The organism is Rothia terrae (genome assembly GCF_012396615.1).
Lineage (GTDB): Bacteria > Actinomycetota > Actinomycetes > Actinomycetales > Micrococcaceae > Rothia > Rothia terrae.
This window is the reverse complement of record NZ_JAAXPV010000009.1, coordinates 56,726-70,253: the sequence shown is the minus strand read 5'-3', so window position 1 is coordinate 70,253 and position 13,528 is coordinate 56,726. Positions and strand designations below refer to the sequence as shown.

Below are 13,528 nucleotides of genomic sequence, written 5' to 3'. Positions count from 1 at the left end.
GCACGAAAGAATCATCATGGCATCGGTTAAAGACAGCTCTCAACCGCGTAAAAAATCCTGGCTCCGCGTGTTTCTCCCAGCACTTTTAGTGTTGCTCTGGGTAGCCGTTGCAGGCGTCGGTGGCCCATACTTCGGCAAAATTTCAGAGGTTTCCACGAACTCATCTACCGACTTTTTGCCGCAGAGTGCTGAATCTACTCAGGTAGTCCAGCAACAGGGCGACTTCTACGACGGCAACACCATTCCCGCCATCGCTGTGTTCGAAGCCGAGGGCGAGCTCACCGGCGAGCAACGCGCCTACCTCGATGCCCTGCCCGGGCAGCTGAAAGACACCGGTGTAGTAGAAGGTCAGACCTCTCCCGTTATCTATTCCGAAGACGGTCAAGCCGCTGAAATCGTGGTTCCTTTGCCCGGCGATGATACTCCCTCGGACGCTGTTGAAACTATTTCCTCGCACCTTCAGAACACACCCGACGGGCTGAACGCCTACGTCACCGGTCCTGCAGGTTTTGCAGCGGCACTCGGCGAGGCATTTAGCGGAATCGACGGAGTTCTGCTGCTGGTAGCACTGGCTGTTGTCTTCGTTATTCTGCTGGTTGTTTACCGTTCACCGATTCTCCCCTTTGTCGTTTTGCTGACTTCGATTGTGGCTTTGTCAGGTTCAATCTTCATCATCTGGCACATGGCTAATGCCGGCTGGGTACAGATCAACGGGCAGGTACAGGGCATCTTACTGATTCTCGTGGTGGGCGCCGCCACCGACTACTCGCTGCTCTACGTGGCCCGTTACCGCGAAGCCCTCACGCATCACCGCTCACGCTTTGACGCAACCGCCAATGCCCTGCGCGGAAGCTGGGAGCCCATCGTCGCATCCGGCGGTACTGTCATCGCCGGCCTGCTGTGTTTACTACTTTCCGAACTGTCCTCGAACAAAGCGCTCGGCCCCGTAGCCGCCACCGGCATCGTGCTGTCCATGCTTGCGGCTCTAACTTTCCTGCCCGCAGCTCTTGCTCTGGGCGGACGCGCGGTCTTCTGGCCTGCACGCCCCAAGTACCGTGAAAACACCAAGCCAACAAAACCCGGCCTATGGTCCAAAATCGCGGATTTCGTGGCGGCTAAACCGCGCAAGGTATGGATCTTCACCGCTGTAGGCTTGGCAATCTGCGCAGCCTTCGCGCCAACCCTCAGTGCTGACGGTATTCGCCAGTCAGACCTCATCGTCGGACAGTCGGACGCCCGCGACGGACAAAACGTTCTAGCTGAGCACTTTCCCGGCGGCTCCGGCTCACCGGCAAACATCATTGTTTCTGAGGCGGCTTTAGACCGAGCAGTTCAGGCTATCGAATCGGTCGATGGTGTTGATTCCATCGCCGCAATTTCTGCTGACTCACCATCAGGCACCGTCCCCGTAGGCGCATCCGCCCAAGGACTACCGCCCATGTTCGCTGACGCTAAGCCTACCGTCTCAAACGGACGCGTCCTACTGCAAGCAACCCTGAGCGACCCGGCAGACTCACCCGCGGCTGAAGACACCGTGCAGAACATTCGCCAGGCGCTCGATGATGCCGACCCCGCTGCTCTGGTGGGCGGAGAAACCGCAACAGACATTGACACGAACACCAGTGCACTGCGCGATTTGAAAGTCATCATCCCATCGGTGCTACTTGTGATTACGCTGATTCTCATGCTTCTGCTGCGTTCTCTTGCTGCTCCGCTCATGCTGGTGTGCGCGACCGTTCTATCATTCCTGGCCGCCATCGGTGTCTCAGCGCTAGTGTTCAACCACGTGCTGCACTTTCCCGGCGCAGACCCCTCCGTACCGCTCTATGGCTTCGTGTTCCTCGTGGCGCTCGGTATCGATTACACAATCTTCCTGATGACGCGTGTGCGCGAGGAAACCAAGAAAGTCGGCACCCGCGAAGGCATGCGCAAGGCTCTTGTCGTCACCGGCGGCGTCATCACCTCAGCAGGCATCGTGCTGGCGGCAACCTTTGCGGCACTGGCTGTCATTCCGCTGGTCTTCATGGTTCAGCTGGCTTTCATCGTGGCTTTCGGTGTTTTGTTAGATGCGACGATTGTGCGTGCGCTACTGATCCCCGCTCTGGTCGAGGACATTGGCAAGAAGATCTGGTGGCCGTCCAAGCTGGCGAAAAGGGACGTTTAGCTAACGTACACCGGAGTTCTACTTCGTGCATCAAATCTCCATGTGTGAGTAGATGACGGGTGCGCGTTAGAGGACTGCCACGCAAAAGGCCTCGTCTACCGTTGAGGTAGGCGGGGCCTTTTGGCGTGCGGTATCTTCAGTTGTTACATACGCGGTTCGCTTCGAACACCGATTGTTGAGATGTACAGGCAGAGAGCAAAGCTGTGTGGATGTTGTTGCGCGCTTATGCCTCGACGCGAGTAGTATTTTTCTGACGGGCGAAGAACTTGCGAGCCCACAGTGCCACATAGACAAGTGCCACAAGCACAGGGACTTCAACCAGAGGGCCGATAGTGCCTGCAAGAGCTTGAGGACTGTTGGCACCAAAGGTTGCGATGGCAACAGCAATTGCCAATTCGAAGTTATTGCCGGATGCGGTGAATGACAGGGTAGTAGTCTTCTCGTAACCCAGTTTGAGTGCTCCACCGAGGATCATGCTCGCCACAAACGTCACTAAGAAGTAAAGGACGAGTGGAATAGCTACTCGTACAACGTCCATGGGGTTAGACGTTACTGCCTCACCCTGAAGAGCAAAGAGAATCACAATTGTGAACAGCAGACCGTATAGTGCCCAGGGGCTAACGGTGGGGATGAATTTGGTTTCGTACCAGTCAAGTCCCTTGGTCTTTTCACCAATCAGACGGGAAAGGAAGCCCAGAAGCAACGGTACGCCTAGGAAGACCAGTACGGAAAGGACGATGGAGGTGATTGAGAATTCCGCGCTGGCAGTGGGCAGACCCAACCAGTGAGGCAGAATCTGAAGATAGAACCAACCCAATGCACCGTAGGCGAGAACCTGAAAGATTGAGTTGATGGCAACGAGTACTGCTGCTGCCTCGCGGTCACCGCATGCTAGGTCGTTCCAGATGAGGACCATCGCGATGCATCGTGCTAGGCCCACGATAATCAGCCCGGTTCGGTATTCGGGGAGATCCGGTAAGAAAATCCATGCCAGTGCAAACATGAAGGCGGGGGCGACAATCCAATTGATCACTAATGAGGTAACCATGAGCTTTTTATCAGTCAGGACGTCGCCGGTTTGTGAGTAGCGAATTTTCGAGAGAACTGGATACATCATGATCAGCAAGCCAATAGCGATGGGCAGAGAGACCCCGGCGATTTGGATGGATTCCAGAACCTGGGAAAGCTCAGGGACAAAACGTCCCAAAAATAGACCTACTACCATGGCGGCGATGATCCATACGGGCAAAAAGCGGTCGAGTACGGAGAGCTTAGCCATGACTTTCTCTGTGCCGTGCGGACGGGTGTGTGTGGGAGCTGTTCTCACAGCGCACCTTCTTTCATCGATAAACTTCGATACATACCGTCTATATTGTATATTGAAGTTTGTCGATATACGTGGAATCCTTAGGGAATATTAGGGAAAGTAGTGTTGTTTATGACCGATTCAAACTGCTGTACTCCGGCGCAGACCAACCAGCCTCCGCAGAAACTTATTAGAAAAACAGCGCAGTTCCTCAAGGCACTCGGCGATGAACGGCGCCTCACTCTTGTCTACTTCATCGACTCATCCGCAGAAAAAAGTGTCTGCGTTTGCGACCTGGTGGAGCCCCTCGGTCTCAAACAATCTACTGTCTCACACCACCTGAAAATTCTGGTGGACGCAGGCGTCTTACACCGTGAACAACGAGGCACCTGGGCGCACTACTCTATTGAACCCACTGCACAACCTTTCATCACCACTCTCTGGAAAGAAGAAAATCATGACTGAAACAAAACCCACTGTCTTGTTCGTCTGCAATTCCAACAAGGGCAAGTCTCAAATGGCCGCCGCCCTGCTGGAGCACGAAGCACCGGGCAAGTTTACCGTTGAATCTGCCGGCGTGAAAGCTAGCGTCGGCGAGCCTGTGAACCAGCAGGCCGCCGCGTCCTTGGCTGAGATAGGTGCAGATATGAGTACAGGCACTCCTACACAACTCAACGAGGATGCTATGCGCGCTGCTACACGTGTCATTGTGGTAGGTGGTGCTCAGTTGCCGGAGGTTGACGGCGTTGAGGTGGAACGTTGGGAAACTGACGAACCTTCAGAGCGCGGCATCGAAGGTGAAGAACGCATGAACCTGATCCGCGACGACATCCATGCTCGCGTGCAGAACTTGGTACAGCAGTTCTAAGCTCCTACCGCTTTCGTACACAAAGAAAATGAGGGTACGTTGCACAAAGTCAGAACACACAAAAGCCCCGCTCACTAACAACAGTGAGCGGGGCTTTTGACTGGTCGGGATGACAGGATTTGAACCTGCGACCTCGTCGTCCCGAACGACGCGCGCTACCAAGCTGCGCCACATCCCGGTGTTAACTTCTCAGGTAGAACCCTGCAAGCAACTCATCCAGTGTAACGCTAGAGGCACAGAAAACGCAAAATGAGGCTGATAACAGCGCGTGTTTTGAGAGGGCGCAGGCGGATAATTCGCGCTGGTCGGCGTCCTGCGATGTACTTACCTGACTGGTTAAGCCCAATTCTTTTTCGGTGAAGTACCGCCAATGCCCGCGTTGAAGGTGTTAGTGGGATCCAAGCGTTTGAAGTGCTCTACCATCGCGTCGGGCATACGATACAGCCTGCCGTAGTTGTGTTCTGCCGGTAGTTTGGCGCCGCGAGCTTCAAGTAGCTCCTGGATCTCGTCATGCAACTTATGCGGATCGACACCCTTCTTCGCCACATAATCCTGGTGCATGACGTGACAGAAGAAATGACCGTAGTAGGCAGTTACGTCCAGCTGGTTTGCAATTTCAGGTGGCAGGGTCTCATGCCAATCCCAATCGTCCCGGCGCAGGGCAACATCAATGGGAATCAGCTCGCCCAGCTCCTTACGCTTAACCCCGGCATAGCGGGTGGCAGCACTTGCCGCGCCAAAACGGTTAAGATTAGCGCTTTTCTCTTCGTCAGCGGTGCAGATAAAGAAGTCACCCAGGTTCTTCTCGGTCTCAAAGAATTCTTTGAGCAGAGCCTCGCTCTCAACCTGCTGAGCGGCACTCACCGTCAGAATCAGGTGGTGTTCAAATCGGTTGCGGTAGTCCATCAGGCGTTTCGGTAGCTGAGCTGGGAAGCGGTCAAAAATAAACTGTGACACAGTATCCGCAAAGGTGGGACCGACCCCCGGAAGCTTGCTGAATACCCCGTTAGCCCAGATCTTGAATGCAAACATGCGGGTCTGAACGGCGGGGCTCAAGTACTTGAGAAAAACGAAGGTATCTTTACCATATTTCTCAGCCAGGTCGAATGCGCTACGTCCCATATACTCCGCCGCAATGGGTAGCGGCATATCAGCGCTCAAGAAACGACGGCGAATCTCCTCCAAAGCGCGAGGAGTATGAGTACCAATGTAGAAAGTGGTGGGGCTCTTCTCCAGAGGGAAAGTGCGGGTGCGCACCGCAAAGACCATGACTTTACCCGCCGAACCCGAGGCTTCAAAAAGGTACTTAGGGTTGGAATTATAGCGAGCCGGGCTGGGCTCAATCTGACGCAGATGCTCGGCGTACTCTGTCTCACTACTATCTTCCGGAGCCGCAGTGACATCAGCGGGTGACCAGTTGCCGCGTTGTAGACGATCAAGAGCAATCTCAGGATCATCGCCCAGAGAAATACCCAGGTGGTTCACCAGTTCTAGAGAACCCTGTTCAGTAACCCTGGCGTAGATTGCCTCCCGGGTGAACGCCGGGCCCTTGCGAATCTGACTACCACCAGAATTATTGGCAATACCGCCAATCACGGATGCGCCAATAGAAGTAGAACCAATCACCGAGTGCGGTTCACGCTCGTGCGGCTTCAGCGCATCGGTGAGCTGAATCAGCGTTGTACCGGCTAGAGAAATAGCTTCCTGCGCATTATTAATCAGGTGCACCCGATTAATCAGGTGGGTTGAAATCAGAACGATGGGGCGATCATAATCTTGGAAGCCGGGGCCAGAACCACCGGTGAGACCGGTGTTTGATGCCTGCGGAATCACCATGAAATCATGCTCAAGACAGACCTGTAGAGCCTTCCACACCTCTACTAAGGACGTGGGGCGGAGCACCGCAAACAGCGCACCGCCACCAAAACGGTACCCTTTACTGAAAGGGCGGGTAGCATGCTCCGCGTGGAGCACCTTATCGGCTCCCATGATGGCTTTAAACTCATCAAGGGCCTTTTGCTGAGATTCTGTCACGGGCTGTGAGGAAGGCATATTCTTTCCTGTTCTCTGTTCGGCTTTCGCGCTTTGTTATTAATGATAAGGAGATCACAAATAGAGTGGCAACGTCGGGCAAGAATGTGTCTGCTGTCTTGGCATCTCTCGGGCTTAGTTACCCATCGCCTGATCCCACGCCTTCACCATCTCGGCAAAGACCCCGCCGCTCTGCACCAGAGCCGTCGGGGAGCCATCCTCAATAATTCTGCCCTCATCAACCACCAACACCCGGTCGGAATCCAACACTGTTGAGAGTCGGTGGGCGATGATGATGGTGGTACGTCCCTGCGACAGCTGAGCTAGACCTCGCTGCACCAGCTTCTCTGAGGGAATATCGAGGGACGCGGTTGCCTCGTCAAGGATGAGTACGGCGGGGTCTACGAGGAAGGCACGCGCAAAGGAAATCAGCTGTCTCTGCCCGGATGACAGGCGTCCGCCGCGGGTTGCGAGGTCGGTGCCGTACCCCTCGGGTAGCTGCGCGATGAAATCGTGTACTCCAACGGTTTTAGCTGCCTCAAGAACTTCATTGTCACTGGCAGAAGGCCTAGCCAGGCGGATATTATCGGCAACCGTGCCTGAAAAGAGGAAGGCCTCCTGTGTTACCATCACGACCTCACGGCGCAACTGCTCTTCGGAGAGATCGCGGATGTCCACGCCGTCCAACAATAGTTTGCCGGAGGAAACGTCGTAGAAACGCGCCACCAGCTTAGCCAGAGTAGATTTGCCCGCACCTGTCTTACCCACCAGCGCTAACTGCTGCCCGGCGGGAACCTCTAGGTTAGTGCGGTGCAGGGCCGGGCGCCCTGAAATGTAGCTGAACTCGACGTCTTTGAACACCACAGAGCCATCTGCCTCAGCGGTGCGTACAACCGGATGCGCGGGTTCAGCAACGTCGGGTTCCTGGGCAAGGAAACCAGAGACCTTTTCCAGGGCGGAGACCGCTGACTGGAACTGGTTATAGAAATCTGAAAGCGAGAAAATTGGCTCAAAAACGCGCGTGGCGTAGATGGTAAGCGCCAGCAAAACACCAACTTCCATGTGGCCATTGAGAACCGCGAAACCGCCGATGGTCAGCACCACGCCAAGATATACGTTGCCGATAGCCCCGAGCGTTGGCATATAGATGCCCAGAACCTTGATGGCGTCCATGACCTTCACACGGTAGTCCTCGGCGATGTCACCGTAACGTTCACGCGAGACTGATTCGTAGCGGAAGGCCTTGACCGCTCGGATGCCGGTGAACGTTTCGACGAAGCGGCCGATGAGCTGGGCGTTGACAACGCGTTGCGCGCGAAAAGCTACGGCGGAGCGTCGACGAAACCACGCGGTCAAGAACCAGATAGGAATGAGCATCACTAGCAGGGCAAGGCCAGACTTCCAGTCCAACAGAACAAGGGCAACCGCCGTAAACACCATGCTCAAAATGGTTGACGCCAGCTGCGAAAGACCGGAATCAAGAAAGGATTTGAGCGTTTCAAGGTCTGAGGTAAGACGTGAAACTACTCTTCCCGACGTGTAGGTTTCGTGAAAACCAACGGGCAGTTTTTGGGCATGCTCAAACATGCGAGCTCTCAAGCCGTAGAGCGCTTTTTGCGAAATTGAGGTGGTGAGAACGACGTTAGCGTAGGTAGTTATCGAGGCGCATACAGCTAACCCAACGTACAGTAGCGCCATCTGTGCAAGCAGTGACGCGTCGCCGTTGACTAATGGCGCCACTGCGTGGTCAATAGCGTAGGAGAGCAAAAGCGGCATGAATGTGCTGATAGCCGTTGCCACAACCACGAGAACCACTGTTGCCAGAATCCTCCACCGTACGGGTGCCAGTATTTCTTTCAACAGCTTTAGTGACCGTGCGCGTACTTCGCGTTGTTCTTCAGGGCTGAGGTCTACCTTGTCTTCAGCTAGCGGGGGAGCGTGCCTTGGCATTATGCCACCTCGCCTTTCTGCTCATCCAGCATCATCAGCCGGGCATAGCTGGGATTGCGCATCATCTGCTGGTGCGTACCAATAGCCGTAATTTTTCCGTTTTCGAGCAAGGCGACGCGGTCAGCCAACGCCACTGTCGACGGGCGGTGGGCTGTGAGTAGAGTCGTGGTGTGCCTTAGATGTTCTTTGAGCATGCTCACTACAGCTTCTTCGGTGCGCACATCCAGCGCTGAGAGCGGATCGTCAAGAAGCAGGATGCGCGGGTGCGCAGCGATGGCGCGAGCCAGCGAGAGACGCTGCCGCTGACCGCCAGATAGCGAAAGCCCCTCTTCACCAATCAGAGTATCTACACCCTCGGGCAACTGAGCCGCAAAATCAGAAGACGAAACCCGCAGAGCATCACGAAGAATCTGCTCCTGTTCAGCCTCGCTCATGCGCTCGCGATTGACTCCCAGCAAGACGTTATCTCTGACAGAGGATGAGAAAAGCACGGGCTCCTCAAAAGCAATGCTCATGGCTGAGCGTAGCTCGGGTAAATCCATCTGCGCGATGTCTTGCTCGTCCAGAAAAATGCTTCCAGAATCGAGCTCATACAGCCGGGGGAGCAACTGCAAAAGGGTTGATTTACCGCTACCGGTGGGGCCTACCAGTGCAAGAATCTCACCAGGGCGCACGTCCAGCGAAATATCAGAAAGAACCGGAGCTGCCGCGTCCTCATACGCAAAAGTAGCGTGTTCAAAGGCAAGGGATGCTGCCTCACCAGAAGATACTGCGGGCACGGTAGCACCGTTTACCAGCACTATATTTTCACCTGCAGGAGTGCTCATGACTTCGCGGTGACGGTCTACCGCAACGCGGGCGTCCAACCACATGCCCATGAGCTGGCTGGCACGCTCAACGTGGGGCGAAAGCAGGGCAATGGTGGCGAAGAAAGCGGTCAGCTCACCCACGCTCAAAGACCCTGATGCAACCTGGCGAAGTCCTACCCAGAGAGAAATAGCGAGGGTGATAGCGGTAATGGTGGACGTCGCCACGAAGGTTGAGCCCTGAGCACGGGAACGTGCCATTTCGGTATCCATGAGCTCAGCAGCCCCGGTTTTGAACCTGTCGAGCGCGTTAGAACCCTGCCCCAGAGCCTTGAGTACGCGAATACCCTGAACTGATTCTTCAACTTTGGTGGCAAGGTCGCCGGACTGCTGCTGGGATTTTCGGGTCAGAGCCTTCATCTTCTTCTGAAAACGCCACAGAACAACGAGAGTAACGGGCACAGAAGCAAGAAAGATCAGCGCCAGTAATCCCGAACCGTGGGAGAGGTAGAAGATACCTACACAGAGGGCAGCGCCAGAGGTGATCGCTTGGACTGATCCAAAGGAGACCCAGCGGCGAATTAGGGCAAGGTCAGAGGTGGAACGGGTCAGCAGCTGGCCAGAGCCCCAGGCATCGTGAAATGAAAGCGGCAGGCGCATCAGCTGATCGAAAAGACGCATGCGCATGGTCATCTCAACAGTCGTGGAGGTGTCAATAATCAGCATGCGGCGCAGGAACATGAGCCCGGATTGAAGAAGACCTAGCGCAATCATGATGGTGCCACCCAGCAGAACCTGCCTGCGGCTAGGGGAATCTGAGCCGACGAGGTGGTCGATGACCCACGCCAGCACCTGCGGAATGGAGAGCGCTACCGAAGTCGAAGAAATAGCCACGAGAACACCTAGTAGCCATTTGGCGCGAATAGGCCTCATATATTGCCAGAGCCCGACGTCAGCCGTGGCGTCGTTCTCTAATGGAGGCGGAACGGGCACGCGGCGACTTCGGATAAGGCTCATGTTTCTAAAATATACCCGGACGGAAACGAAAAAGTGCAACAGGTCATATAAACCTGTTGCACTTTGAAGAACAGATAGATGGGAAAGCGAAAGTTAGTCGGGACAGGGCCGGACGCAACTGCAGCCAGCTGACGTCGGTTGGCGTTTATAGGGTGCTGGCAAAGTGCGTCCGACTCTGATTCAAGACCTATTATCTAGAGACTACTTATCGCTTGCCGTCAGTGCCACCACGATTGCTTCGGGCGGGCAGAAGAGGCGCACCGCCGCGTAACGTGAGGTTCCCAGCCCCGCAGAAATCTGAACGGGAACACCGTTTTGCAGGCTAACGCCCTTAGCGCGTGACGGCTCAATATCGCAGTTAGATACCAGTGCGCGTCCGCCGGGTAGGCAGACCTGACCACCGTGCGTGTGACCGGCAAAAATTGCCTGTGCGCCGTCGTCTACAAATGCATTGAGTGTACGCAGGTAGGGAGCGTGAGCCACACCTAAACGCACGGACGGCTCATCAGTAATCTGCGTAGCGGAAGGCGCGAAACCCGGATGCTCGTCGTACCCGATGTGCGGATCGTCGACACCCGAGAACTCAAGGCGCAGTCCGTTGATGGACAGGGTCTCATAGCGGTTAATCAAATCAATCCAGCCGCGCGCGTTGAAGGCGTCGTGCATCCTCTGCGTGGGCAGTGCCTGCGGTTCTTCTTCTGGACCGCGTTTTGAGGGGCCTTTGAAGTAGCGCAAGGGATTCTTCAGCTCGGGTGCGAAATAGCAGTTTGAGCCGGGTACGTATACGCCGGGGAAATCAAAGAGCGGGTCGAGCGCATCCACCAGTGAGGGGAGCGCACCCATGTGCGAGAGATTATCGCCGGTATTAATCACGAGATCGGGTTGGATCGCAGCCAGCGAATGCATGAAATTGTGCTTCTTAGTTTGCCCGGGAATCATGTGCATATCCGAGATATGCAAAATCGTGAAGTCCGGAGTTCCCGCCGGGAGAACGGGCAGGGTCTCGTGGCGAACCTTGAAGTTGTTGAGTTCGTAAAAATGAGCATATGCGGCTGTGGCAGCCCCCGCCACAACACCCGCGGCGGCAACCGAACCGGTTACCTTTGCGAGAGTTGCGGCAGACGCTGCCACAGTCGATGAAGAAGAGGTCTTCATAAAATTATTCAACCTTTAGTTAGTCACGTTAGCCGGAGGCTGAGCGAACTTATCGGTATTGTAACGGCGAGCAGTTTCTTGCATGAAGGTCTGCCACTGCTTACCTGCGTAGGTAGCACCGTCAACGTAATCACGAGACTGGCCATTGATGGACAGGTTGTTCAGTGAACGTGAACCCTGAGCCAGGTTACCAACCCATGAGGCGGTTGCTAGACCCTTGGTGTAGCCAACAGTCCAGGTCTGGGTTGAGTTATCGGTAGTACCGGTCTTCGCAGCGGATGCGTCGGGCAAGCCAATGCCGCGCTGGTAGCCGGAGCCATCGACCAGAACCTGCTTGAGCACGTAGCTCACACCGTTCGCAACGTCCTTAGAAATAGCCTGCGAACAATCGGGCTTGTATTCCTTTTTCACGTCGCCCTTGCGGTCAAGCACCTTGGTGGTTGAACGGGGTTCGCAGTACTTACCCTCGTTAGCGAAGGTAGCGTAAGCGGACGCCATAGTCAGGGGCGCGACTTCTACAGAACCGATGTTGGACGCCAGCTGGTTGGGGCGGTATGCCACGTTGCCCTGGTAGTCCTTGATTTGCAGTTTGCCTGCCATGTCTTGAATGTCGCAGAGGTCAAGCTGGTTGACCATGCTGTACAAGAAGGAGTTAATTGAGTTCTTCAGACCGAACGCTACGGTGCCCCACTGCTGGTAGCCGCCTTCAGCGTTTTGGAAGGTCCAGCCCTGAGGCTTCTCGTTGTAGTAGTAGGCACCGCCGTCGAGGCATCGAGCGCTCCAACGGGTATCAGCGGGGTAGTTCAAGCGGGTGCCGTCGATGACCTGGTTGACGGACTTGCCGGAGTTAATCCACTGAGCCAGAACAACGGGCTTGAAGGTTGAACCGGGCTGGAAGCCAGCGGTACCACCATCAGCGGCGTTGACGTTGTAGTTATACAGCGAGGTGGAGTTGTCGTCCTGAGCATCACCGTAGTTGGAGTTCTGAGCCATTGCCACAACGCTACCGTTCTTGGGTTCTACTGAAACCAAGGAGGTGTTAACGTCGTCGGGGTTGTTGGTGGAGGGCTGAGTTGCTTCAACAACGTTCTTAGCTGACTTCTGCGCGTTCATATCGAGGGTGGAAACAATCTTGTAGCCACCGCGGTAGATGTTAGCTACGCGGTCTTCGTAAGTAGCACCGAAGCTCTCATCCTGGTACAGCTTGGTCATCGCGTAGTTACAGAAGTATGCGTTATCGCCCGCTGCTGAACAGCCGCTGTCGGTCTCATGAATATCGAGATCGAGCTCTGAATTCACGGCGTCATCGTATTCAGCCTGAGTAATTTTGCCGTCGCGAAGCATGGTGCCAAGAACAACGTTGCGACGTTCTTTGGAGTACTCGGGGTTAACATCGGGGCGGTACAGGTTAGGTGCCTGAACCATGCCTGCGAGGGTAGCCGCCTGAGCAGGGTTGAGCTTAGACGCGGGAATACCCCAGTAGTACTGCGATGCAGCTTCAACACCGTAGTTGGTGCCACCGAGGTTAACGACGTTGAGGTAGCCCTCAAGAATCTCGTCTTTCGACTTGTTTTCTTCCATAGAAATCGCAAGCTTCATTTCCATGATTTTGTCGATGTAGCCCTTGTTTGCACCGATGGTTGCGTTCGCGTCGCCACCTGACTGTTCAGCGGCGTCGATCAAGAGGTTGTTGACGTACTGCTGGGTGAGGGTGGACGCGCCCTGACGGTTACCGGGACGCATAAAGTTATTGACGAGAGCACGCGCAATACCAATCGGTGAGACTGCGCCGTGATCGTAGAAGGTACGGTCTTCCACCGCAATAATCGCGTCCTGCATGTTCTGCGAAATCTTGTTCAGCGGAACTTCAGTACGGTTCTGCGAGTAGAAGGTAGCCAGTTTGGTCTTACCGTCGTTCGCGTACAAGGTGGAGGGCTTAGACAAAGGACCGTCTGACATGTTGTCTGGCAGTCCCTTAAACCAGTTAATAGAAGAAGTTGCTGCAATACCAGCGGCTGCTGTTGGCGGCACCAACAGTCCAGCAGTTACAAAGCCAGCAATAATTGACAGTGCAAGGAATTGCAGAAAATCACTGGGCTTGCGCTTTTTACGAGCATTCTTGGATGAGGCCATTGCTTTAGTTTACAAGCCCAACCTGAAAATCAAAGCGTAAAAAGTTTCACGAAAGCTCAAAATAGGGGTGTTTCAACTCGCACTGTTGAGATTGCGCC

Annotated in this window: 9 protein-coding genes and 1 tRNA gene; 3 read left to right on the top strand and 7 right to left on the bottom strand. The window is 54.9% G+C overall.

Annotated features, from left to right (window positions below; all coding sequences use genetic code 11):
• Nucleotides 1–16: 16 nt before the first annotated feature.
• Complete coding sequence (locus tag HF984_RS06430) at nucleotides 17–2,164, top strand: MMPL family transporter (protein WP_168614853.1); 2,148 nt, start codon at nucleotides 17–19, stop codon at nucleotides 2,162–2,164.
• 223 nt (nucleotides 2,165–2,387) lie between these two features.
• On the opposite strand, the gene arsB is transcribed toward HF984_RS06430, so the two are convergent.
• Nucleotides 2,388–3,443, bottom strand: a complete 1,056-nt coding sequence (arsB, locus tag HF984_RS06425; protein WP_168614852.1) for an ACR3 family arsenite efflux transporter — start codon at nucleotides 3,441–3,443, stop codon at nucleotides 2,388–2,390.
• 159 nt (nucleotides 3,444–3,602) lie between these two features.
• Between arsB and HF984_RS06420 the strand changes: the two genes are divergently transcribed.
• A complete protein-coding gene (locus HF984_RS06420) occupies nucleotides 3,603–3,935 on the top strand; it encodes an ArsR/SmtB family transcription factor (protein WP_168614851.1) in 333 nt (110 codons plus the stop codon).
• Entirely contained in the window at nucleotides 3,928–4,338 is a 411-nt protein-coding gene (locus HF984_RS06415) for an arsenate-mycothiol transferase ArsC (protein ID WP_168614850.1), read from the top strand. Before HF984_RS06420 ends, HF984_RS06415 begins: the two co-directional genes overlap by 8 nt.
• Nucleotides 4,339–4,439: 101 nt before the next feature.
• Here the strand turns inward: HF984_RS06415 and HF984_RS06410 are convergent.
• From HF984_RS06410 to HF984_RS06385, 6 genes are all read right to left on the bottom strand, one after another.
• A tRNA-Pro gene (locus HF984_RS06410) sits at nucleotides 4,440–4,516 on the bottom strand.
• Between the two features lie 158 nt (nucleotides 4,517–4,674).
• Complete coding sequence (dld, locus tag HF984_RS06405) at nucleotides 4,675–6,390, bottom strand: D-lactate dehydrogenase (RefSeq protein ID WP_168614849.1); 1,716 nt, start codon at nucleotides 6,388–6,390, stop codon at nucleotides 4,675–4,677.
• 114 nt (nucleotides 6,391–6,504) lie between these two features.
• On the bottom strand, nucleotides 6,505–8,319 hold the full coding sequence (locus tag HF984_RS06400; RefSeq protein ID WP_168614848.1) for an ABC transporter ATP-binding protein: 1,815 nt from the start codon (nucleotides 8,317–8,319) through the stop codon (nucleotides 6,505–6,507).
• Entirely contained in the window at nucleotides 8,319–10,058 is a 1,740-nt protein-coding gene (locus HF984_RS06395) for an ABC transporter ATP-binding protein (RefSeq protein ID WP_247596500.1), read from the bottom strand. The genes HF984_RS06400 and HF984_RS06395 overlap by 1 nt, the downstream gene beginning before the upstream one ends.
• A 285-nt stretch (nucleotides 10,059–10,343) precedes the next feature.
• Nucleotides 10,344–11,297 (bottom strand): metallophosphoesterase, encoded by a 954-nt coding sequence (locus HF984_RS06390; protein ID WP_168614846.1) that lies wholly within the window; start codon nucleotides 11,295–11,297, stop codon nucleotides 10,344–10,346.
• A 15-nt stretch (nucleotides 11,298–11,312) separates the two neighbouring features.
• On the bottom strand, nucleotides 11,313–13,430 hold the full coding sequence (locus HF984_RS06385; protein WP_168614845.1) for a transglycosylase domain-containing protein: 2,118 nt from the start codon (nucleotides 13,428–13,430) through the stop codon (nucleotides 11,313–11,315).
• Nucleotides 13,431–13,528 lie beyond the last annotated feature (98 nt).

Bases quoted from the DNA above. Each gene is read 5' to 3' on its own strand.
- HF984_RS06390 (WP_168614846.1), bottom strand. From the start codon at position 11,297: ATGAAGACCTCTTCTTCATCGACTGTGGCAGCGTCTGCCGCAACTCTC.
- HF984_RS06395 (WP_247596500.1), bottom strand. From the start codon at position 10,058: ATGAGGCCTATTCGCGCCAAATGGCTACTAGGTGTTCTCGTGGCTATT.
- HF984_RS06420 (WP_168614851.1), top strand. From the start codon at position 3,603: ATGACCGATTCAAACTGCTGTACTCCGGCGCAGACCAACCAGCCTCCG.
- HF984_RS06415 (WP_168614850.1), top strand. From the start codon at position 3,928: ATGACTGAAACAAAACCCACTGTCTTGTTCGTCTGCAATTCCAACAAG.
- dld (WP_168614849.1), bottom strand. From the start codon at position 6,390: ATGCCTTCCTCACAGCCCGTGACAGAATCTCAGCAAAAGGCCCTTGAT.
- HF984_RS06385 (WP_168614845.1), bottom strand. From the start codon at position 13,430: ATGGCCTCATCCAAGAATGCTCGTAAAAAGCGCAAGCCCAGTGATTTT.
- HF984_RS06400 (WP_168614848.1), bottom strand. From the start codon at position 8,319: ATGCCAAGGCACGCTCCCCCGCTAGCTGAAGACAAGGTAGACCTCAGC.
- arsB (WP_168614852.1), bottom strand. From the start codon at position 3,443: ATGGCTAAGCTCTCCGTACTCGACCGCTTTTTGCCCGTATGGATCATC.
- HF984_RS06430 (WP_168614853.1), top strand. From the start codon at position 17: ATGGCATCGGTTAAAGACAGCTCTCAACCGCGTAAAAAATCCTGGCTC.